The sequence below is a fragment of the Thioalkalivibrio sp. ALR17-21 genome, from assembly GCF_000420185.1.
GTDB classification, from domain to species: domain Bacteria; phylum Pseudomonadota; class Gammaproteobacteria; order Ectothiorhodospirales; family Ectothiorhodospiraceae; genus Thioalkalivibrio; species Thioalkalivibrio halophilus.
The window spans coordinates 63,767-85,149 of record NZ_ATUL01000005.1 but is presented as its reverse complement, the minus strand read 5'-3'; the positions used below and the strand labels follow the sequence as shown (position 1 = coordinate 85,149).

Sequence of the window (21,383 nt, the reverse complement as noted above, 5' to 3'; positions counted from 1 at the left end):
GCAATGAAACTTGTCAAACTCGTCAAGCTGAACAACCTGCAGTACAACCCGAACCGCGACCCGGAAGTGTACCGTCGCCCGGTGAACGAGGAATTCCGCCTGCAGGCCATGCTGAACGGCTCGGGCACCGCGCAGTGCCGCTTCACCGTGGAGGGCGAGACCCTCTGCGAAAGCAGCGTGTCCCTGCCCGGCAGCTTCGACTGCAAGTTCAGCTACGACACCGCGGGGACCCGCATGGGTGACCTGGAGATCGAGGGCAACGGCGAGACCTACCACCAGAAGATCCGGATCGACGTCCTCGAGCACGCCTGGATCGGCTGAAGGCCGCGCCATTTGCCGGTCCGCGGCTCGCGCCCGGCCGGCGAATCGAAAAGGCCCCGTGGCTTGAGCCCGGGGCCTTTTCTGTTGGAGGCCTTTCTGACGGGGCACTCAGCCCCAGTCGTACATGCGGATGAATTCGGGGAGCTTTTCGACCATCTCGTCCCGGTCGAAAAAGCGATCCGCCCGCGCCAGACGCATCTCGTCACGAATGTCCGCATCCCCTCCGAAACAGAACACCGGCAGGTTGATCTGGTATTCCATGCGCAGGGTGCGGATCACGTCCAGCGGATCGAACACCTCGATCTCGTCCAGGTCCAGCAGCAGGAAGCGATACAGCAGCACCTCGTTCCAGTCTCCCAGACCCTCCAGATCGGTGGTCGCTTCCATGTGCCAATCGTCGGGCAATGGCGCCCGCAGGCGCTCGATCATGTCGCCGTCCCGGCTCATCAGGATCATGCGCTTTTCCAGCCGGCGCTGGATCGTCGGTTCGGCCATCTCGGTGTCTCCTTGGAAATTCAGGCGATGCCACGGTATAGCGCATCGATGCGGGCGCTGACCGCATCGGCCACCGCCGGGTCGAGGCAGCCGGCCAGGCGCGAACGCAGATGCAGACGCTCCGGCAGCTCGCCCGCCACGCGCTCGCCGAGGACGCGGTCCACCGCGGGGTCCTCGCACCACACCCGCGCGATATGCTGTCCTTCCACGTGCAGGCGCAGGCGCCCGCAGGCCACCCGTGTCTCGAACACGTGATTGTCACGATTGACCCGGATCCCCTCCGGCACGGACGGGCGCGCATCCCCGTCCGCGAGATCGTCCAGTTCCTCGTAGCCGGCCGCCAGCCAGGCTTCCAGGGTCGCCGCGTCCGGCGTCACCTCCACCGGCGGCGCCTCGAAGCGGCGTTCCGTGACCCGGCGCAGCGAGTCGCGCAGAGCCGCGGAATCCGGCGCCCGCCCCAGCTCCCCGGCGCAGTCGGTCATGCCGGCCTCCAGTACCGGGCGCAGCCATTCCCGATACCCCTCGCTGGGGGCCCGCACACAGGCGAGGAAATCCTCCACCGGGAAACGACCGAGAAAGCTCGCGCCGAATACCGAGCCCTCGTTCAGGGTGGCCGCACCGGTACCCATGATCTTGCGGCCCTGCACCCAGACATCCTGTCCGCGGGGTTCCACCCCCTGCAGGCCCAGCTCGCGCAAGACGTCCACGGCCATGGCCAGGCCCTGCGCGAACAGATGCCGGGGACCACGCGTGAGGACACGACTCGGCCGGATCACGAAGAAGCAGTCCTGGTCGGCATCCACCCATACCGAACCACCGCCCAGCGGGCGCCGCACCACCGGGATGCCACGCGCGGCACAGTGATCCAGATCCAGATCGGCTTCGGGATCCTGACTGCCGCCCACCGAGACATGCGCCTCGCGCGAGCGCATCCACAACACCCGGGGCGGAGCGTCCGGCGGGGTGGACGCCGCCAGCCCGGTATACAGGGCATGCAGCTCCGTCGCCGACCGCTCCCCGGCATCGATCCATTCCGGAGCGGCCGGGGTCGTCATCGCGCCTTATTCCTCCGACGGCTGGCCGGAGGCCGCGTCGCCCTGCTGCTCCTGATCCTTGTCATCGTTCCCCGGCTTGTAAAAGTAACGGAAATAGAAGTCGGAGCGCGACAGATCCTCGTACAACTTGGCCCGTTCTTCGACTCCGGTGCGCATGATATCCACCAGCGCCTCGGCCTGCTGGCCGTCGATGATGTGCATGCCGCCCAGCAGCTCCTGGTCGGTGTCGAGGAAATGCTGCGCCAGCTCCTCGGGCTCCTGCACGAACACCAGGAACGCCTTGCATTCGGGATCTTCGAGGTCCAGCGGCTGCATCACCAGTTTGCCGAGCCACGCCTGACGCGCGACCTGGTTGAACTGATGGATGTCCAGCTTGCGACCCTTCTTGTACTTGTTGAGTTCGTTGCGGATCTCGCCCATGTTGGCGATTTTCATTGATTTCATGGCCTGCTTCCTGCCGCGAGTGAACGGGGAGGATAAACAACCCCGGCCCCCGTACGTAAGAAACCCCGGCGGACCGGGGTTCTTGAGTGCAACCAGGGGTTTTTTCCCGGGCCGGGGTTCAGTCGTCCCACTGGAAGCCGGAGGACGCGAATCCGGCGGCCTCCTGCAGCGCCTCTTCCACGGCTCCCGGGGCATTGCGCAGCTGGATGAAACTGTTCGACCCCAGCATGCTCAGGTCGGGGAAATGCAGCGCCATGCGAAAGCGCATGTGGAGCGCCTCCACGTCGCCGCCATTGACCAGGACCTCGTAGGGCACGTAGGCGGTGTGGCGGCGTGCGTTGACGTCCACGGTCTCCAGGGCGTTGCGATCGGACGCATCCTCCTCGGCCCCGTCCACGGCGCGGATCGCCACGCCGACCAGGGTTGCGTCGCGCCCCGGGATGTCCACGCGATAGACCTCGCTGACACCGCCGGCCCGCTCCTCCAGACCTGCGCCAAGCGCCTCGAGCGCTTCCGCACGCGAACCCCGGCTGCCCAGCTCGTAGGGCGCGTCGAAACGTTCCATGCCGAACGCATAGCGATACCGGTTGAGGTCGCGCTGGCTCTTGCCATCCTCGTGGCCGAAGGTCTCCTCGGCCCCGAGGGCCTCTTCCAGCGACGCCGCGACACCGTCCAGCGGGACCTCGACACGGTAGGCGTGCTGGAAGTAAACCGGATGCGTGTAGCTGACCTGCACTTCGCCGTCGACCTCGGTGATGCCGACACGCATCGGCGCGATATAAGCCGCACGGTCATGCGAGGCGGCCGCCTCCAGCAGGTCGTCGCTGGTCGCCACCAGCACACGGGCCGAGTCGGTGACGTCGTACTCACCGAGGATCTCGAAATCCGCGCCCTCCAGACGCTCGCGCGCCTCGTCGGCCACCTCGGAGACGCCGGCCCCGCCGTCGGTCCAGGCCAGCACGAACGGGCGATACTCGTCCGCGGTGGCGGACGCCGCCGCGGCCATCAGGGTCACGGCCGCCAGCCCGGCCGTCAGTGACCGGACGATCCCGGTCGAGCCGCCGGCTTGCAGCGGCTTGCGATGAAACAATGACATGGATACTGCTCCTTCGATCATTGGGAAGCGGGACATCGCCGTCGACCCCGGCCGGGGCCGCAACCCCGGCGCCGGGGGATCGACGGACCGGCCTCAGAAGCGATAGCTGTAGCCCAGCTCCAGCTCGTACTGCTTCATCTCGATCTCGATGTCCTGGTCCTCATCAAACGCGTTCGATCCGGAGACCGAATTGCTGGGCGCGTACATCGCCGCGAAGCTCAGCTCGTGCTGGTCGCCGAAGGACTTGGTGAAGCCCGCGGTGTAGTGATGCTTCATCACCCCCGGGGCGAGGATGTTCATGGTCACCTCGTCCGAATCGATCGGGTTGTCGCCGCGGTTGTAGCCCACGCGCACCTGCCAGTCGTTCGGCAGCTCGAACTGGGCACCGATCTTGTAGACGTTGATGTCGTCCCAGCCGAAGCCGCGACCGTCGGAGGTGCCGAAGAACGGAGCCGACCCTCCCTGCATCTGCGCACCCATGGCGGCCTGCAGGTCCTGTGCATCGGGGCCCGAGTTGGAGATCGCGTCCACGTCGGAGTAGTTGATGCGCTGGTAGTCGGCCACCAGAGTCACGGTGGGCGTCACCTCCCAGGCCACCCCCATGCCCCAGGTCGACGGGATGTCGAATGACCCGCTCTCGGCGAACAGCCCGGCATAGTCGTCGAAGTCGGAGTTGCGGATCTTGGAGCGGTAGTTGGCACCCAGCCGCACCCCTTCGGCCACCTGGGCCTGGATGCCGATCTGCGCGCCGTAGCCCCAGGAATCGTCCGTGCCGTTGCCGCTGAAATTCTCCGAATCGTCGGACGCCCCGAAATCGGCAAAGGTCTGGATCCCTTTCGCCTCGAACCGCTGATAGGAGATGATCGGGCTGAAGCCCACGCTCACCCGGCCGTCAGCGAACTTTTGCGCGTAGGTCGGAATGATCGCCAGTTGTTCGAGGTCGACGCCGGCGGATCCATCGCAGAACACACCGGTCTGGCTACCGATGGGCAGCATGTTACCGGTGGGCTGCCCGGTGTTCGGATCCATCTCGGGCATCTGACAGAACTGGCTGTTCTCGAACCCCGGATAATTCGTGTTCATGCCACCGTTGCCGAGGAAGGCGATGCCCCAGGAGCGGTCTTCATCGATCTGCTGGACAAAGCCCAGCGACGGGATGAAGAAGTTCTTGCTGTCACTCTCGACCTCGCCCGGGGCCAGAGGGAAGGTACCCGCCTGCCCGGGCTGGCCCGCCTCATAAGAACGTTCGGGCCGAAAGTAAGTCAGAGCCCCGTCGAAGCGGGTTTCCATGCCAGCGAGGCCGGCCGGGTTGATGCCCGGGGCGTAGCTGTCCTGCGAGATAGCCATGCCGACGCCACCCATGCCCTTGGCCTTGATGCCGTAGCCATGGGCAAAGTAGCCGTTGGTGGCCTGTGCGGTACCGGCGGCGCCCAGGGCCAGGCCGACCGCCATCGTGATCGCGCTGCGGCGAATGAAGCGTGCTTTCATTGTTGTCTCCTTTGGTGGTCTTCTTGTTGTAGCCGGGGGCGGATTGGCTCCCCCATCGGCTCGGGATACCCGCACCGCTGACCATACGGACGGGCATCTTTTTCGGCGGCCCCCTGCCGCGCGAAATTTCGGCGGCCCCCCTGCCGCTCGAAACCTGAATATTCAAAACCGCTTATCGGCGCCCTGACGTGCGAAAGCCCCGCAGGGCGGGGCTTTCGTCGGGGACTTGATGGTTATTGCTTACCGGACCGATGTCTCGTCCTCGGCCTCATCGTCGGCGTCGAAGTCGAAGGTGCCCACGTCTTCGCCATCCATCTGCCGCTTCACGAATCCGACGTCGCTGCTGTTCAGCGCGAACGGGAACGACAGGATGTCCGTCGGGCTGGAATCACCATAGGGGCGATTGCAGGCCGAGACCTCCTCGTCCGACTTGCCGGGGCACCCGGAGGTCTGGAACGGCTTGCCGGAGGCGATCAGTTCCTCAACCTCGGACTGCGGCAGACCGAAGTCCACCACCTGGCCGTCGTCGTTGAACTTCATGTCGTCGATGCGGCCGCCGGCGTAATCGATGATGAAGCGGCCCAGCTGTACGCGGCGCCACTGGTCGCGCGGGACCGGCTTCCAGTCCTCCATCAGCGAGCCTTCCTCGGGGAAGAACGCGAACATGTGGTTGTGGCCACCCAGATCGCGGATGCGCTGGCAGACCTGCAGGATCTCTTCCTCGGTCTCGCCCATGCCGCAGATCAGATGGGCGCCGAACTTCTCCGGGCCGAAGATCTCGGCGGCCCACTCGATGGACTGCCAGTACTTGTCCCAGGTATGCGGGCTCTCGACCGACTTGCCGCGGGTGCGCTCGAAGATCTCCGGGGTCACCGCGTCCAGCGCGACGGTGAAGATGTCCGCGCCTTTGTCCCGCAGAAGCTGGAGGTCTTCATAGCTCATGGTGGTCGGGTTGGACAGGATCGACACCGGGATGTGATTGACCTCGGCGACCCACTTCTCCAGCAGCTCGACGGTGTCGGCATCGGAGTTGGGATGGGTGATCATGGAGATGCACATGCGCTCGAACTGGCCGGCGTCGGCGTTGTTCTTCACGCGCTCGATCACCTCGTCGTATTTGGCGGTGGGCCAGTCGACGCGGATGAAGTTGCGGTCGGCGTAGTCACGCGATTCCTCGCGGTGGCGCGCCAGCCCGCAGTAGGAGCAGTTGGCGCGGCAGCCTTCCGGATAGGTAACCAGCAGGTTCAGGCAGTGGGTGCAGGACGTGCGATGCATAGTCCCCGGCACCAGGCCCAGCGTGATCGCGGCCGCCGTGGACATCTGCACGTACTCCGGCGAACGCATGTCCGGGGTCTTGATGTGATAGTCCGGCCGATAGAAGTTTACCGGCGCGACCATCTCCTCTGCACTTGCACTCATTGTTTTCCTCCAGCGTTGTCTCGGGGATGCAGGGCATCCATCGACCGGGCCCGATTACGCGGCCCGATCACCATCGTCGAAATACTCGGAAAATGCAATCCATCCACGGCGCTGCGTTGCGTCGTCGTTCGCGCGCGGCGTGCGCCAGTGCTGATTGAGAAACGCACGCCGGCGGCAGGCGCGCTCCAGCGCCGGGCCATACTGGCTGCGCATCTCGTCGTCGTAGTCCTCCAGGGCCTCATCATCGCCGCCCAGATCATCCACGATCGCCTGCGCGGCGGCCTCGCCGGAGACCACCGCCGCGGCGATCCCGGCGCCGGTGATCGGGTGGGTCAGCCCGGCGGCATCGCCCACGAACAGCACCGGCCCGTGGACCAGCTGCTCGCGCAGACCGCCCACCGGGATGGCACCGCCGGTGCGATGCACGATCTCGGTGCCCAGCAGCCCCTGCTCCACCAGCTGCGCATGCAGCGTCTCCAGCGGGGTCTTCATGTCACGCTCCAGACGCTTGTCGGCGCCCAGGCCCAGGTTCGCCCATTCGCCCTTGGGGAACAGCCAGGCGTACCCGCCGGGGAAATCATCCGACAGCCAGACGTCGGTCGCGGTGTACGGCCGCAGCAGCGGCACGGTGTACTGACGGGTCTGCACCACCGGCAGCGGATCCAGGCCCAGGGCCGCGGCCACGGGGGAATGCGGGCCGTCGCCGGCCACCAGGAAGCGAAAGCCGACCTCGACCGCCTCACCCGCGTGTTTCACCCGCGCCACACGTCGGTCCGCATCCACGTCGGTCAGCGGAGAGGACATCGCCACCTGCGCCCCGGCGGCCTCCGCGGCGCGGATAATTGCGCGGTCAAATTCGCCGCGATCCACCATCAGCCCGGGGAAGTCGGACTGCTCTACCGCGCCGGAGGGCAGAAAGCTCTGCATGGAATCGATGCGCTGATGCAGCACGCCGTCCGGCTTCGCATAGGCGCCCATGGGGTTGGGGATGAACTCGGCGCATTGCACCGGCTCGCCGCGTGCGCGGTTGCGTTCCACCGCCAGCACCGACAGCCCCGCTTCGGCCGCCACGCGGGCGGCGGAGGCCCCGCCGGGCCCCAGCCCGACCACCAGTACGTCGACCGAAGCGGGCAGCATCAGGCACACCCCGCCGGGTTGGGGATACCGTTCATTATTCGGCGGCCTCGTCGGTTTCCGCCTGCGCCAGGGCCTCGCGCAGGGCGGCGATGAAGTCTTCCGGCGTCAGCTGCAGCATCTCCACCTCGCGCTCGGCGAAGAAGGCGCGCACGCGGTCCTCCATCTCGGTGACGGGAGTATCCTTCAGGCTGGCCTCCAGATCCGCGATGGTGCGGGTCGGCTTGACGAAGACATCGCCGGTGATCCAGACCTGCTTGAGATGGCTGCGCTCGGGGTCCACCGCCGCGCCCACGCGCATCAGGCCGCCGTCGCAGCGATACACCGCTTCGTGCAGCGGGGCATCGGTCGCGGGACGGTTGCGCTGGTAGACCCATTCGTCATTGTCGATTTCGGCCAGCGCCTCGCGGAACGCGGCGTCTTCTTCCGCCAGCAGGTCGGCCGGTGCCGCCTCCACCGCGAACTCGCGCGCGATCGCCTCGGCGATGGTGCGTTTCACGTGGTCCAGATCCGGGGTCTCGCCCAGCAGGGTCGCCATGTTGGCCACGCGATCACGCGCCGACTCGATCGCCTTGTCGGAGAGCTTCTCCGCCGGGATGCGCAGGATGCGCAGCATATCCTCGACGTCGAACTCGATCAGCAGCGTGCCCTGATAGAGGATGGACTCGCCGTCGAAGGCGCCGCCGGTACCGGAGATCTTGCGCCCGTCCACCTCGATGTCGTTGCGCGGGCGGAAGCGGGCATCCACGCCCAGCTTCTGCATGCCCTCGGCCGCTGCAGTGCAGATCCGTTCGGCGATCCGGCCCATGTCGGCGGTGCCGAGGAACTGCTTGTCGAGGTAAAGCTCCCAGCCCAGCTGGGTGCTGTCGAAGTAGATCGCGCCACCGCCGGTGATCCGGCGCTGGATCGCGATCCCTTGCTCGCGGCAGTAATCGGCGTGGATCTCCTGATCCACGTTCTGGTGGAAGCCCACCAGCGCGCAGGGCTCGAACTGAAGAAAGCGCAGGGTATGCGGCGAATGGCCCTCCTGGTGGCACTCCAGCAGGGCGCGGTTGAACGCCATGTTCTCTGCGGCCGGGCGCAGTCCGGTATCCAGGATGCGCAGCGTCTTCTGATCACGTTCAGGCATGACAGCCACCCCCCGAGGCTACGGCCCCGCCTTCGGTCACGATGCGAATGCCACCCAGGCCCTCGCGCGCCTTGCGCTCCTGTTCGCGCCGGCGGGCCTCTTCGGCAACGATGGTGTCCAGATCCAGTTCAACCCCGCTGGCGTTGTCCGCGGCCTCGGCCATCACCTCGTCGCCCACCGCGATGGAACAGCATGCGGGCGTGACGCGGACGTTTTTGCCCAGGCGTGCGGCCAGCTCGACCACGCCCTCGGCCGGATGAGCGATCCCCGACAGCCCGGCCATCACGGCATAGCTGTCGATCTGGCTCTTGGCCTCGCCCGGCGGCCGGGCGCACCCGAGCAGCAGCGGGGTGTCGCCCAGGCGTTCGCGGGCGTCATGGAAGAACCGGCCCACCGCGTGCACGTCCGGGGTTTCGAACGGCCGACTGGCCGGCGCGTAGAACGGCATGACCACCACCAGCACCACCGCATCGGGCAGATGCCGGGCCAGCATCTCGAGCGCGTTCCACTCGCCCAGCAACTTGCCGTAATGCAGGCCCACCACGATGTGCGGCACCACCTTCATGTTGGTCTTCACCAGGCTTTCCAGGGTCTGCTCGAAATCGTCGACGCTACGGCGCAGATGGTAGACCTGCGTGATGGTGTCCTGCGCACCGATCACGTCCATCATCGCCGCGTCGATCCCGGCCTGCTCCATGGACAGCGCGATGTCGTCGTCGACCAGGGCGGTGTGCATCGCGATACGGAAATCCGGGAACTCGTCCTTGATCCGGCGGATGGTCGAGTAATAGGGCCCGTACTCCACCTCGTTGCGGTGGTTCGAGCCGCCAGTCAGCAACATCCCCTGGGCGCCGGATTCGATCACCTGATTGACCTCCCGCCACAGGTCTTCGGGGCTGCGCACCGGGATCATGGGTTCCAGGATCCTGGCCTTGCAGTGGTCGCAGGCCAGCTTGCAGTCCCCGCCAGTGATCGACATGGCCGGCCAGGCACTCTTGCCGCAGTCGGCGATCTCGCTCGTCTGGTAGGACTTGAACGTCGGGGTGTAGAAATGGACCGAGTCACTGCCCGCAGTCGCGCCGCCTCCCCGGGCCTGAAGATCCTCCACCAGCAACGGATCCACGGGGACGTCTTCCAGGGGTTCAACCCGCCGGATCACATCGTTCCAGCTCGTCATCGGCTCTCTCCGGGTGCGCGCAATTTGTTGAACGTTTTACTGCGGTATTAGTGACAAAAAAGAGGCCGCCGATCCCTCGGGAACGACGGCCTCTTCGCGAAAGACCTTCAGCAGCCGCCGAAGCCGTCCGCTTCCATCTTGGCTTCGAACGCCGCCAGGGCGTCGGAACCGGTCTTGAGTTCGGCGCTTTCACCGTCCCAGTCTTCCGGCTTCAGCTTGATCAGCCAGCCTTCACCGTAGGGATCTTCGTTGATCAGGCCCGGGTTCGCGGCGACCTTGTCGTTGGTCTCGGTGACTTCGCCGGTGACCGGAGTCTTGGCCGGACCGACCCATTTGCCGGATTCAACCGTCGTGCAGGACTTGTCCTTCTTGACCGACTTTCCCACCTTCTTGGGGGTGTACGACACGATCGTGCCGGCCAGCGAGCAGGCGTAGGAGGTCAGGCCGACGGTGGCGGTACCATCGCTCTCCTTGCGCACCCAGACGTTGTTTTCAACGTTGTACATCAGATCTTCCGGAATATCACAACCCCGAACAGCGCCCATAAATACCTCCTGGATAAAAAAGCGGGAAAGACTAGAAAGTTATCGTTTTATCACTACGCAGGATCAGGTCAGCGAGCTCGCTGGCCCGATTGACTTCATCGACCTCGGCAACGAGATCGGAAGACGGGTCGATTCTATACCCCGGCAAAGCGGGCTGGCAAACGTGCAGACGCACGCCCGCACGCTTGGCGTCCTGAATGAATTCGCTGATGAGCTTGCCGCCTTCCATTGCCCGCAGATTCTCTGCGACACCCTGCTCCATCAGCTTCACCCCTTCCATGGTGAAAAAGATGTACACGTCCACGTCCATCGACGCCATCACCGCGCCGAGATAGAACGGCGTGGCGCAGCGGCCAGGGGTGGACGGCCCCGAGGTCATCACGAACACGACGGTCTGCTCGTCGTTGTCCAGATAGTAGTCGTCGTCGAGATCGGCCATCTTTACCCCTCAGCGCAGCTTGCGCTGGCACTCGATATCATCTTCACGCGCCCGCCGGCAGTAACCTTCGTGCGCCTTGTCGCCGGTGACGAATTCCGCCAGTGCCGCATCAGCGCCGTTGGTCGCCTCGACCCGCGCGATCCACGCATTGTAGGGGTCCGAGTTCAGCAGCACCGGATTCTCCAGCACCTCCTCGTTCCCCTCGACGATCTTGCAGTCGATGAAGTTGGGGATCGGACCGGCCCACTTGCCGCTTTCGATGGTGGCCACCGGCTTGCCCGGCGGCCGCCGCGTCCCCGGCCGGCGCACCCGCACATGGATGATCTTGCCGGCGATCGTCTGTGACAGGTCAGTCATCCCCACTGTGAGGGTGTCGTCGTCCTCGCGCCGAAGCCAGATCTGGTATTCGTCATCGTAGAACAGTTCAGGATGGAACTCGCAGCCGTTGCAATCCATGATTCGCCTCGTTCCCGGACGCCCGCGCGCCCGTGCTCCACAAAAAAACGGGCGCAGCGCGCCCGTCTTGTCGTATCAAGCCTGAATGCCGAAAGAAGGGGATCAGAGGACCCCCTTCTCCTTCAGCAGGCCGATCGAGTCACTCACGTTCTCGTGAATGCCCAGCTTGCGCGGCGACAGACCCATGGCCAGGCCCAGCAGCTGCGTGAAGTAAAGCACCTTCACGTCGGTCTTGATGCCGAACTCGGTTTCGGCACGCACCTGGTGCATCTCCAGACCGGAGTGGCACGTCGGGCATTCAGTCGCGATCACCTCGGCGCCGGAGTCCTCGGCCGACTGCAGCAGGTTCAGCACCAGCTGGGTCGAGGTATCCGAGTCGGACAGCGTATGGGCACCGCCGCAGCAGGAGGTCTTCAGCGGGAAGTCCACGTTCACGCCGCCCGCAGCGCCCAGCAGATCGTCCATGAAGTGCGGCTGATAACTGGACTCCGAACCCGGGCCGTTGTCCTTCTCCGGGAAGATCTGCCGGGGACGGGTGTACATGCACCCGTAGTAGTTGGCGATCTTCAGGCCGTTCAGGCTCTTGGTCATCTTCTGCTTGATGCCCTCGGGGCCCAGTTCCTCCATCAGCCATTCCAGCAGGTGAAGGGTGCGCACGTCGCCGGAATACACCGGGTCATCCGACTGGCGAGCCAGATCCTGAACGGTATTCATGGCGTCGTCGGAGGTCGCGGTCTCGTACTCGGCCTTCTTCAGGTTGTGATAGCAACCGTTACACGGCGCCATCACCGTATCCATGCCCATCTGCTCGGAGGCGATGGCCATGTTCCGGGCCGAGAGGTAGGTCTGCAGCATGGGGTGAACGTTCTTCACCTCCATCGCGCCACAGCAGTTCCAGTCACGCAGGTTTTCCATCTCCAGGCCCAGCGCCTTGACCAGCACGCGGGTCGACCGGTCATACGGACCGCCGGAACCCTCGAGTGCGCACCCGGGATAGTAAGCAACCTTAGCCATGAGCGGCCTCCTTCTGTTCGCGCACGTAGTTCTTCAGCACATCCCCGGTCTTGCCCCAGGACTTGGTGCGCGGCGTATGAACGGTATTGAAGCCCATCGCCATGAGGTGCTTCACCGGCAGGTGCTTCATCATGCGGAAGACGAACACTTTCAGCCATTCCTGCAGCAACGGCTGGCCGGTCTTCTTGAAGAAGTTCTGCATGACCTTGCCGTCCTCGATGCGCCCGGTCTTGTAGATCTGGTCCGCGAACTCTTCGTCAAAGATGGTGGACGGGGCCTTCTCGGTGATCCCCTCTTCCTCCATCCAGTGCGCCAGCGCCTTCATCACGCCCTCGGGCTTCACGTCCTTCGGGCAGATATTGGTGCACTTGTTGCAGGACACGCACTGCCAGATGATGTCCTTGTCCTTGACCAGCTCTTCCTTCATGCCCAGCCGGGTCAGGTAGATCCAGTAGCGCGGATTGAACTGTACGTTCTGCGCATACATGGTGCAGGAGTTGGTGCAGGACCCGCACTGCCAGCAGCGGTGCACGTACTCGCCGCCGGTGTAGCTCTGGATCTTCGTCTCGAAATCGTCGTCGTAGTCGCGGACCGTGCGCGGGGCAATCATGGTGTTCCAGTGCCCGGACACGTCCACGCCGTCGACCACCAGCTCGTCGTGCTGCTGGAGCCGCTCGTCCTCGATCAGTGCCTTCTCGTGTATTGCCATGACGTCTCTCCGAAAACCTGTCCAACCAGGCTCAAACTCGATTCAGTTATTATTCAGTGCAACGAAGCCTGCTCGCCCTTCAGGCGCCCCTCGGGAGAATCGATCCCCAGCAGTTTTACCACAAGCTCCAGCGGATCCTCGCGGGCCCCGAACTGGGCATCGATCAGCCCCAGGCTCATCGACAGCGACTTGGCGTAGTCGGAATACGCCTGCACCCAGAGCAGATCCGTGACGAAATGGAGATCACGATAGAACCCCATATCGTGCAGGGCCTCGTAGAACCATTGCCGCATGCCCAGCAACGCTGCATAGCCATCGTCGATCGGAATCTCCCGCAGGGTGTCGTTCCCGCGGATGAATTCCCGCATCGCGCCGGCCGTGGTACCGGAGTCCCAAACCCAGCGATTGGCCAGTGGCAGCGCTTCCGGATCCGCGAAGTGCAGGATCTCCGAACCGAAGTCCCACAGTCCGCGCCGCAGCTTACGGTCATCGCCGGCGAGATCGGCGAAGGACTGCAGCCGTTCATCCGGATGGAAATCCGGCCGTACCAGGCTGCGTACGCCTTCGACCACCGCGCCCTGACGCTCCGCCAGCAGCGGCCCCAGCTTGCGCCGCACCGAGAACACCAGCCCGCCCAGGGTCCGCACGTCGGTGTCGTCGATCTCGTCACCTCTGGCGACGACCCCGGCGAACACCTCGTGTTTGGACTGCAGCGCCTCAATGAAGGTCTGCAATCCCTGAACCCCGCCGGCGTCGGCGATGTTCTCCTGCAGCGTGTTCAGCTTCGTTGCAAGGATGTCCCTGTCAAAGGTGACACGAGGCGGTACCGGCGTCAGATCCGGCACCGCCTCGTCCTTGACCACCTCAGCCGGCTTTTTGAACCAGCGCATGCAGGTCCGCCACGGCCCGGCCACCCGCGGCCGCACCCTGCGCGATCGAGTCGTCGATCGTCTCGGGGCCGTATGCCGCGCCGCAGGCATAGATGCCCTTGCGCGTGGTACCGCAGGTGTTGGTGTACTGCTCGGCCTTCTCGAGGAAGCCGTGCTTCTCGAGACCAACGCCGAACACCTGGGAGATCTCCGGGTTGTCGGCGTTGGGGTCCATGCCGATCGCGTGGACCACCATGTCGAACGGGATCACGATCGGGCGCTTGACCAGGGTGTCCTCGCCCTTGACCAGCAGGCGGCCATCACCGGAGGACGTCACTTCGGCGATACGCGCCTTGACGAACTTGGTCTTGAACTCTTCCTGGGACTTCCAGTAGTACTTGTCCTCGTACAGACCGAAGGTACGGATGTCCATGTAGTAGATGAACACGTCGGTCTCGGGGGACAGTTCCTTGATCTCCATGGCCATGTTCGCGGACACGGTGCAGCAGATCTTGGAGCACCACTCGCGACCGATCTGGCGGTCACGCGAACCCACGCACAGCAGGATGCAGACCCGTTCGGGCACACGGCCGTCGGAGGGGCAGGCGATGTTGCCCGAGGCAACCATCTGTTCCACCTGGGTGGTGGTCAGCACGTCCTCGTAGGTGCCGAAGCCCCACTCCGGCTTGTTGATCGAGTCGAAATGGGTGAAGCCGGTGGCCAGCACGACCGAGCCGGCCTGCACGGTCTCGCCGTTGGTCAGCGTGGCGGTGAAGTTGCCCGCCTCGCCATCCAGCTTCTCGACCTTGGCACTCTTGTGCACGGCCACGCTGGAGTCATCCTCGACGCGTTTGACCATGCGACCAATCGCCTCGGAAGCCCACTCGCCGGAGGGGACCAGCTTGGCATAGCCCGACAGGATCGGGGCACCGCCCAGGACGTCTTCCTTTTCGACCATGACGGCCTTGTAGCCGGCCGAGGTCACGTTCGCGGCGGCGGACAGGCCCGCCGGACCTCCGCCAACAACCAGTACTGTATCTTGCATCACACCTTGCCCCCGTATGCGAGTTCAGGATTGTAGAGGTATTCGATGTTCCCGGCCTCGACCTCCTTGAGGTACTCCTGGAAGGTCTTCTTGGCTTCGGACCAGGACATGCCCATCTTCTCGACCAGATCTTCGCAGGGCGACGCGTGCCACTGCAGCTGGACGATCTTGAACGGATCCGCGCCGCAGGCCAGGGCCGCGAACTGGACTTCCGCCATGATCGGGATCTGGAAGTTCTGGTTATGCGCCTTGCCGATCCACTGGTTCTTGTCCATGGTCGTGACGCACCCGGTGTCGTTGGCCAGCATCACGTCGGCATTGGCCTCTTCGCGCGCCACCCGGATCTTGCGGTCCATCGTGAACGAGCGGGTGAATTCGCGCTCGGAGATGATGTGCCGGAAGCCGAAGCCGCAGCAGTCGTACCAGGTGGAGTAGTCGATCACCTGGGCACCCAGCGCCTGGGCGGTGGAGGTGATGATGGCGGTACGGTTACCACCGAGCACGGACTGATCATAGACCGCGTCCTCGTGGACCATCTTGTAGTAATGGCAGGCCACGTGGGCGGTAGTCCGGATGTTGGACACATCGATCGTCTGCAGCTCGGAGGCGATACGGTTGCGCATCACGTGCACCCACTCGGAATAGTGGATGATCTCTTCCGGAATCACGAGCTTGCCGTCGACCAGGCGACCCAGCTTGCCGAGGATCTTGGTGACCTTTTCGCGCAGTTCCGCGGACTCCACCAGGAACTTGCGGATCTCCTTGTAGTTGCCGAAGGAGGTGCCGCAGTGGACCAGCGGGTAGAAGTGGCCGAGCTCGTGGCCGTGCTGCTTGCCGGAGACATAGGCCTGATGGAAGTTGCGCAGGAATACCGCGGCCAGCGACTCGACGTTGCCGATACCGGAACCGTGGTAGTTCCACGCGGTGCAGGACGTCTGGTCGGTCTCGTCGAGGTAGTCCTTGCCGGGCTCGAAACCGAACTGGTTCATGAACCACAGCAGCGAGGTCGGATAGCCCGGGATGTTGCCGCACTGGCCGCAGGACTTGTGGTGCCAGAGCTGCTTGGTCGGGATCTGCTTGTCCCAGCCGAACAGGGTTTGCACGGTCTTGGGATCATGCTCGTCCTTGATCCGGTGGATAATGATCTGGCCGTCCTTCTCGAGCTCGTACATGTGCTCGCGGACGTCATCCATGCGGTCGCCGAGGTCGATGGTGCGGCGGTCGACATGCTTGCGCACCCAGTCGGTGGCCTTGACCGCCTCTTCCTGCGACAGATCGGTCGCCTGGAAGAAGGAGCCGTGACCGGCAACACCCTGGCCGTCGGTGTTGTGATAGCCCGGCTTCATGGCGCCGGCGCCGGCACCCTCACCGTTCTGGTTGTGATTGCCTGGGGTCTGTTCACTCATAACGCTTCTCCTGATGTCGCGGAACCGGAGGGACGCCGACGATTACTCGTCGTCTTCCTCTTCCTGCTCCTCGAGCCAGTCTTCGTAATCCTCGCGCTTCTCGTCGATGAAGTCCTCGATCACGTCAAAGAGGTTTTCATCCATCAGTTCGAGGGACTTCAGAACGCCGGTCATTTCCCAGATGGTGTACATCTCGACCGAAGTCTTGAGCGAGACCTCCCAGGCCGTTTCCACGGTCTGCAGGGTCTTCACCGGGATGGCCTTGCGCAGCACCTGGAGATCGCCTTCCACCTTCTGGATATTGGGACCCCAGTCCGGGAAGTGATCGGGCTGGATCATGTCGGGCGAAAGCTGGTTACCCGTCGTGATCAGCTTGAGCATCACGCGCCCGAACGGACGAAGAACGTCCTTGGCCGACTGCATCTCGTGCTTGATGGCCACCTCGCGCATGATCGCGACGAGACCGCCGGGGGAGTTCTTGAACGGGCAGCGGGCGGCGCAGGTCATGCACTGGGCGCAGGCCCAGATCTTTTCCTGCATCGCGTCGTAGATCTGCTCGACGTTCTCGGTCCAGAGCAGCTGGACGATCTCGCGCGGGGAGTAGTCGTAGAACTGGGCGGAAGGGCACGTCGCCGTGCAGATCCCGCAGTTCAGGCAGCCGTTGAGATCATGGTCGTAGCGAAAATCTCCGCGGATGTCGTCGAAGATTTGCTGCATCTCAGCATATGTCGCCATATGTCACCTCTTCGCTGTGGGCGAGCAGGCCTCTTTTGTACGGACCTTGCAGCCAGCCTAGATCGGGTCCAGGCATCAATCCAGTTACCTCACGGTAACCGCGTCTACCGGCAGCCCGGGGCCGTTCGCGAGACCGGCCCCGGGCTTCGATGCGTCAGGAGACCTCAGGCCTTCTTGACCAGGAAGTAGAACTTGCCGCCCTCTTCCTTGTGCTCCATCAGTTCGTTGCCGGTCTGCTTGGCGAACGCCTGGAAGTCCTTCACCGCGCCCGGGTCGGTGGCGATGATGTGCAGCACCTGACCGGCATCCATGGAGGCCAGCGCCTTCTTGGCACGCAGGATGGGCAGCGGGCAGTTCAGGCCGGAGGCGTCGAGCTCTTGATCGAAGTTGGCCATGGCTTTCTCTTCTTTGTGAGTCTTCGTAATGGTTGACCGTTACCGGTCGTGGATCCGCCGAACTCCCCCTTATAGGGGAAACGGAATCGGAATACAACCAGATGCTAATCGGGCGTGACAATCGAGCGGCCGGACTGCGCCCAGCCCATGATGCCGCCCCGCAGGTTATACACGCCCTCCACGCCCTGCTGGGACATGAAGGCGCAGGCCTGGGCCGAACGCGCCCCGCTCTGGCAATAGAACACCACGGGGGTCTCATCTCCGCTGAACTCGTCCTTGCGCGGCGGCACGGCCGCCAGGGGCACGAGTTCGGCGTCCGGGATCACCCCGCGGCCGGTCTCGGCCGGCTGACGCACATCCACCAGCCGGAAATCCCGACCCTCAGTGCGCCACTGCTCCAGTTCATCCGGGGTGATTTCCGAGAATCCGTACACGGCCAGCTCCAGTTTCCGGTTGATTTCCGGGCGGTGTAGCAGGTGCGCGCTACCCATGCATAAAGGCCACGCACACGGTGGGCGCGGAGCATATCGAAACCGCGCACAATTGCAAATGGTTGCGGGCGACTGACGTTACCATTCGGCAACACCGGCCGAGGGAACCGGTCTCGCCCGCGGCGGTCAGACGTGGTAAGGTCACGCCCGCCTAAACAGTCCTGCGGAGGATTTTCCGGTGGAAAAGAGTGATTTCCAGGTAGACGGCCACTACGCCGTGACGATGAAGGATGGCCAGGGCAAGCTGCGCCCGGCGAACATCTACGTCCATCGCATGGAGGACGATCACATGATCGTTCGCTACACCTCCGGCGGCGACGTGGGCCTGCTGTTCAAGCTCAAGTACGACAACGTGGTGAAGATTGCTCGCACCCACAAGGTCCTGGACCGCAAGAAATTCATGGTCCCGGAGTCGGTGCTGCAACCGAAGCTGTGGAAGGACCGCGACAGCATGCGGGCCTACTCCTCGGCCCCCGGGCTGGGCAAGTAATACGCAAGCGGCAGCATCACGCTGCGGGGGTCGGCCCACCACCGGCCCCCGTATCATGAAAAAGACCCTCCTCACGTTCCTGATCCCGCTTCTTCTGGTGCTCTTTCTGGCACCGGCGAGCACCTCTGCGGATACCTCCCTCCCGCGCCTCGGCGAAGCCTCGGGCGGCGTCCTGACACCCGCCGAAGAAAGCGAGCTCGGCCGCTCCCTGCTGCGCGAAGTACGTCGCTCCCTGCCGGTCGTGGACGATGCGGAAATCCGCTTCTACGTGGAATCGCTGGGCCGCCAGCTTGCCAGCCACAGTGACGGCGAACGCATCACGTTCCACTTCATCCCGATCGACAACGATCAGGTCAACGCCTTCGCGATGCCGGGCGGCATCATCGGGGTGCACACCGGGCTGATGCTGGAAACGCGGGACGAGGCGGAACTCGCCGCGGTCATGGCGCACGAGATCGCCCACGTGACCCAGCGCCATCTCGCACGCATGTTCGCCCGCGGCCGCGAGATCAACTTCCGCACCGGCCTGGCGATCCTCGCCGGGGTCCTGGCAGCGGGGATCGACCCGCAGCTCGGTCAGGCGGTGATCACCGGCGGCGTCGCCGGCGGCATGCAGTCCCGGATCAACTTCACGCGCGCCAACGAGGCGGAAGCCGACCGGGTCGGCATGCGCATTCTGGCCGCCAGCGATTTCGACGCTGATGCGATGGCCGATTTCTTCGAGCGCATGCAGGAGCTTTCCCGGGGGGCGGGCGACGCGGTACCCGAATATCTGCGCACCCACCCGGTCACGCTCGACCGCATCACCGACACGCGCAACCGCGCACGCGACAAGCCCAAAGGCGTGCGCAACCAGGGCCCCGAATTCGCCTGGATGCAGGCCCGCGCCCGGGCGCTGAGCGATCCACGGCGCGCACTGGACCGAATCGGCGAGGATGCCTCCGCCGCGGAGCTGTACGGGGGCGCGATCGCACAGCTGGAACGCGACAATCCGCGCGAGGCCCGCCAGCTCCTGGACCGTATCGACGCGCCCGACGCCCCCACACTCACCCTGGAACTGGCGCGGATCGCCGTGGAACGCGCAACCGGGGAACACGAAGCAGCCCTCAACAGCCTCGAGGACCTGGACACCGTCTACCCCGGCCACCCGGTGGTGCGCGAGCGCATGGCCCGCGTCCAGCGCGATATCGGAAACTACGACCGGGCGCTGCGGATCACCTCGCGCATGATCCGCGAGACCGAAGCACCGGAACCGGCCCTGCTGCGCCTGCAGGCGGACATCGCCAGCGAGGCCGGCCGCGAGGCCCTGCGCCACGAAACCATGGCCGAGTATTTCTTCCATCGCGGCCAGTACGAAGAAGCCGTGCGGCAGTTCGAGGTGGCGCTGGAGGCGGAAGACGCCAGCGAGCGCGACCGCCAGCGCATCGAGGACAAGCGCGAGACGGCCAGCCGCACGGCGCGCGAATTCCGCGAGGAGCGGTAACGGCCCTGCGCGCGCACACGGAATCCGGACCCCGTGCGATCCGAGGAAATGCAGAAAGAAAGATAAGGATGGTGGGCCGTGAAGGAATCGAACCTTCAACCAATGGATTAAGAGTCCACTGCTCTACCAATTGAGCTAACGGCCCCCGGTACGGACGAGTACAAGCGAGGGATGGGGTGACCGATGGGACTCGAACCCACGACAACCGGAGTCACAATCCGGGACTCTACCAACTGAGCTACGGTCACCACCGTATTGTTTCACTGCTTCGGCCATTGCCGATCCGGGCTCTGGCGCGCCCGGCAGGACTCGAACCTGCAACCGCCGGCTTAGAAGGCCGGTGCTCTATCCGGTTGAGCTACGAGCGCGTTTGCCGCCGGGCATCCGGGTTGTTCCAGCCGGTTGCGTCCGCCATGGTCGGGGTAGAGGGATTTGAACCCCCGACATCCTGCTCCCAAAGCAGGCGCGCTACCAGACTGCGCTATACCCCGTCGAGCCGTTCCCGCAATGGGTCCTGCACAGCGAGTGCGAAATCGTAGCGCCGGGAGGCCCCCGGGTCAAGCCATGGCCCGCGTCGCAGCCCCGTGAATCGTCTCCGACCTTCCTTGAGGACCCGCCTGTGCCGTGGGATCATCACGTTCAGCCCTCCTGCCGGACGAGACCGAATGACAGCCCAGATCATCGACGGACGCGCCATCGCGCAGACCCACCGCGCCCGCATCGCCACCGAGATCGAATCCATGACCTCGCGCGATCTGCGCCCGCCGGGTCTCGCTGTGGTCCTGGTGGGGGCCGATCCGGCTTCGCAGGTGTACGTGCGCAACAAGCGCAAGGCCTGTGAACAGGTGGGCGTGGTCTCGCACTCCTATGACCTGCCGTCGGGCACGCCGCAGACCGATCTGCTGGCGCTGATCGACCAGCTCAACGCCGACCGCACCATCGACGGGATCCTGGTCCAGCTGCCGCTGCCGGAGCACATCGACCCGGAGACCATCATCGAGCGCATCTCCCCGGCCAAGGACGTGGACGGCTTCCACCCCTACAACGTCGGGCGACTGGTGGCGCGCATCCCGCGTCTGCGGCCCTGCACGCCCTGGGGCGTCATCCAGCTGCTGCGCCATATCGAGGAGCCGTTCAAGGGGCGCACGGCCTGCATCATCGGCGCCTCCAACATCGTTGGCCGGCCAATGGCGCTGGAACTGCTGCTGGCCGGCGCCACGCCGACCATCTGTCACCGGTTCACCCCGGATACCGCGGCCATCGCCCGCCAGTCCGACATCCTGGTGGCGGCGGTTGGCAAGCCCGGGCTGGTCAAGGCCGACTGGGTCAAACCGGGGGCCACGGTCATCGACATCGGCATCAACCGGCGCGACGACGGCACCCTGTGCGGCGACGTGGAGTTCGACGGCGCGGCAGAAAAGGCGGACTGGATTACCCCGGTGCCCGGCGGCGTGGGCCCGATGACGGTCGCCATGCTGCTGGATAACACCCTGCGGGCGCGCGCGTTCGGCACCCACGAGGCGGCCTGAACGGCCACCCCGCCGACCC

The 21,383-nt window shown here is 64.6% G+C and carries 24 protein-coding genes and 4 tRNA genes; 4 read left to right on the top strand and 24 right to left on the bottom strand.

From position 1 onward, the window contains the following. The first annotated feature begins 3 nt into the window (after positions 1-3). Positions 4-321: a hypothetical protein gene (locus tag G020_RS0104020; protein WP_018870306.1), complete on the top strand. Its 318-nt coding sequence runs from the start codon at positions 4-6 to the stop codon at positions 319-321. 108 nt (positions 322-429) lie between these two features. Here the strand turns inward: G020_RS0104020 and G020_RS0104015 are convergent, their stop codons facing one another. The 20 genes from G020_RS0104015 to G020_RS0103920 form a co-directional block, all read right to left on the bottom strand. Continuing rightward, positions 430-816 (bottom strand): hypothetical protein, encoded by a 387-nt coding sequence (locus G020_RS0104015; protein ID WP_024328741.1) that lies wholly within the window; start codon positions 814-816, stop codon positions 430-432. Positions 817-836: 20 nt separating this feature from the next. Further along, positions 837-1,871, bottom strand: coding sequence for a lipoate--protein ligase family protein (locus tag G020_RS0104010; protein ID WP_024328740.1), 1,035 nt, complete (start codon positions 1,869-1,871; stop codon positions 837-839). Between the two features lie 6 nt (positions 1,872-1,877). Next, entirely contained in the window at positions 1,878-2,315 is a 438-nt protein-coding gene (locus G020_RS0104005) for a hypothetical protein (protein ID WP_024328739.1), read from the bottom strand. A gap of 118 nt (positions 2,316-2,433) precedes the next feature. Beyond that, positions 2,434-3,411: a hypothetical protein gene (locus G020_RS0104000; RefSeq protein ID WP_024328738.1), complete on the bottom strand. Its 978-nt coding sequence runs from the start codon at positions 3,409-3,411 to the stop codon at positions 2,434-2,436. Positions 3,412-3,504: 93 nt separating this feature from the next. Beyond that, positions 3,505-4,899 (bottom strand): OmpP1/FadL family transporter, encoded by a 1,395-nt coding sequence (locus G020_RS0103995; protein WP_024328737.1) that lies wholly within the window; start codon positions 4,897-4,899, stop codon positions 3,505-3,507. Between the two features lie 240 nt (positions 4,900-5,139). Further along, complete coding sequence (locus G020_RS0103990; RefSeq protein WP_024328736.1) at positions 5,140-6,318, bottom strand: radical SAM protein; 1,179 nt, start codon at positions 6,316-6,318, stop codon at positions 5,140-5,142. Between the two features lie 54 nt (positions 6,319-6,372). Then, entirely contained in the window at positions 6,373-7,455 is a 1,083-nt protein-coding gene (locus G020_RS0103985) for an NAD(P)/FAD-dependent oxidoreductase (RefSeq protein ID WP_024328735.1), read from the bottom strand. A 34-nt stretch (positions 7,456-7,489) separates the two neighbouring features. Further along, on the bottom strand, positions 7,490-8,581 hold the full coding sequence (locus tag G020_RS0103980; RefSeq protein ID WP_018946875.1) for a biotin/lipoate A/B protein ligase family protein: 1,092 nt from the start codon (positions 8,579-8,581) through the stop codon (positions 7,490-7,492). Then, positions 8,574-9,758: a radical SAM protein gene (locus G020_RS0103975; RefSeq protein WP_018946874.1), complete on the bottom strand. Its 1,185-nt coding sequence runs from the start codon at positions 9,756-9,758 to the stop codon at positions 8,574-8,576. The genes G020_RS0103980 and G020_RS0103975 overlap by 8 nt, the downstream gene beginning before the upstream one ends. Before the next feature lie 107 nt (positions 9,759-9,865). Next, on the bottom strand, positions 9,866-10,303 hold the full coding sequence (locus G020_RS0103970) for a glycine cleavage system protein H (protein WP_077244523.1): 438 nt from the start codon (positions 10,301-10,303) through the stop codon (positions 9,866-9,868). A gap of 31 nt (positions 10,304-10,334) precedes the next feature. Further along, entirely contained in the window at positions 10,335-10,742 is a 408-nt protein-coding gene (locus G020_RS0103965; protein WP_018946873.1) for a DsrE family protein, read from the bottom strand. A gap of 9 nt (positions 10,743-10,751) precedes the next feature. Next, on the bottom strand, positions 10,752-11,198 hold the full coding sequence (locus G020_RS0103960; RefSeq protein ID WP_018935767.1) for a glycine cleavage system protein H: 447 nt from the start codon (positions 11,196-11,198) through the stop codon (positions 10,752-10,754). Positions 11,199-11,300: 102 nt separating this feature from the next. After that, positions 11,301-12,212, bottom strand: coding sequence for a CoB--CoM heterodisulfide reductase iron-sulfur subunit B family protein (locus G020_RS0103955; RefSeq protein WP_024328734.1), 912 nt, complete (start codon positions 12,210-12,212; stop codon positions 11,301-11,303). Continuing rightward, a complete protein-coding gene (locus G020_RS0103950) occupies positions 12,205-12,921 on the bottom strand; it encodes a 4Fe-4S dicluster domain-containing protein (RefSeq protein WP_024328733.1) in 717 nt (238 codons plus the stop codon). Before G020_RS0103950 ends, G020_RS0103955 begins: the two co-directional genes overlap by 8 nt. Before the next feature lie 53 nt (positions 12,922-12,974). Next, positions 12,975-13,847, bottom strand: a complete 873-nt coding sequence (locus tag G020_RS0103945; protein WP_029681196.1) for a hypothetical protein — start codon at positions 13,845-13,847, stop codon at positions 12,975-12,977. Continuing rightward, positions 13,786-14,835 (bottom strand): CoB--CoM heterodisulfide reductase iron-sulfur subunit A family protein, encoded by a 1,050-nt coding sequence (locus G020_RS0103940; RefSeq protein WP_018870322.1) that lies wholly within the window; start codon positions 14,833-14,835, stop codon positions 13,786-13,788. Before G020_RS0103940 ends, G020_RS0103945 begins: the two co-directional genes overlap by 62 nt. Continuing rightward, positions 14,835-16,241 carry a heterodisulfide reductase-related iron-sulfur binding cluster gene (locus G020_RS0103935; protein ID WP_018946868.1) on the bottom strand — a complete coding sequence of 469 codons (1,407 nt, stop codon included), beginning with the start codon at positions 16,239-16,241 and terminating at the stop codon, positions 14,835-14,837. Before G020_RS0103935 ends, G020_RS0103940 begins: the two co-directional genes overlap by 1 nt. Before the next feature lie 42 nt (positions 16,242-16,283). Further along, positions 16,284-16,958 carry a 4Fe-4S dicluster domain-containing protein gene (locus tag G020_RS0103930; protein ID WP_018870324.1) on the bottom strand — a complete coding sequence of 225 codons (675 nt, stop codon included), beginning with the start codon at positions 16,956-16,958 and terminating at the stop codon, positions 16,284-16,286. A 182-nt stretch (positions 16,959-17,140) separates the two neighbouring features. Next, positions 17,141-17,371, bottom strand: coding sequence for a sulfurtransferase TusA family protein (locus G020_RS0103925; RefSeq protein WP_018870325.1), 231 nt, complete (start codon positions 17,369-17,371; stop codon positions 17,141-17,143). A 104-nt stretch (positions 17,372-17,475) separates the two neighbouring features. Beyond that, a complete protein-coding gene (locus G020_RS0103920) occupies positions 17,476-17,805 on the bottom strand; it encodes a rhodanese-like domain-containing protein (protein ID WP_024328731.1) in 330 nt (109 codons plus the stop codon). 235 nt (positions 17,806-18,040) lie between these two features. Between G020_RS0103920 and G020_RS0103915 the strand changes: the two genes are divergently transcribed. After that, positions 18,041-18,352, top strand: a complete 312-nt coding sequence (locus tag G020_RS0103915) for a hypothetical protein (protein WP_018946866.1) — start codon at positions 18,041-18,043, stop codon at positions 18,350-18,352. 55 nt (positions 18,353-18,407) lie between these two features. Further along, on the top strand, positions 18,408-19,835 hold the full coding sequence (locus G020_RS0103910) for a M48 family metalloprotease (RefSeq protein ID WP_024328730.1): 1,428 nt from the start codon (positions 18,408-18,410) through the stop codon (positions 19,833-19,835). A 69-nt stretch (positions 19,836-19,904) separates the two neighbouring features. On the opposite strand, the gene G020_RS0103905 is transcribed toward G020_RS0103910, so the two are convergent. From G020_RS0103905 to G020_RS0103890, 4 genes are all read right to left on the bottom strand, one after another. Further along, positions 19,905-19,980, bottom strand: a tRNA-Lys gene (locus G020_RS0103905). Positions 19,981-20,007: 27 nt separating this feature from the next. Next, a tRNA-His gene (locus G020_RS0103900) sits at positions 20,008-20,083 on the bottom strand. 43 nt (positions 20,084-20,126) lie between these two features. Beyond that, positions 20,127-20,203: transfer RNA gene (locus G020_RS0103895), tRNA-Arg, on the bottom strand. A 46-nt stretch (positions 20,204-20,249) separates the two neighbouring features. Further along, positions 20,250-20,326 (bottom strand) — tRNA-Pro (locus tag G020_RS0103890). A 174-nt stretch (positions 20,327-20,500) separates the two neighbouring features. Between G020_RS0103890 and folD the strand changes: the two genes are divergently transcribed. After that, a complete protein-coding gene (gene folD, locus G020_RS0103885) occupies positions 20,501-21,364 on the top strand; it encodes a bifunctional methylenetetrahydrofolate dehydrogenase/methenyltetrahydrofolate cyclohydrolase FolD (protein ID WP_024328729.1) in 864 nt (287 codons plus the stop codon). Positions 21,365-21,383 lie beyond the last annotated feature (19 nt).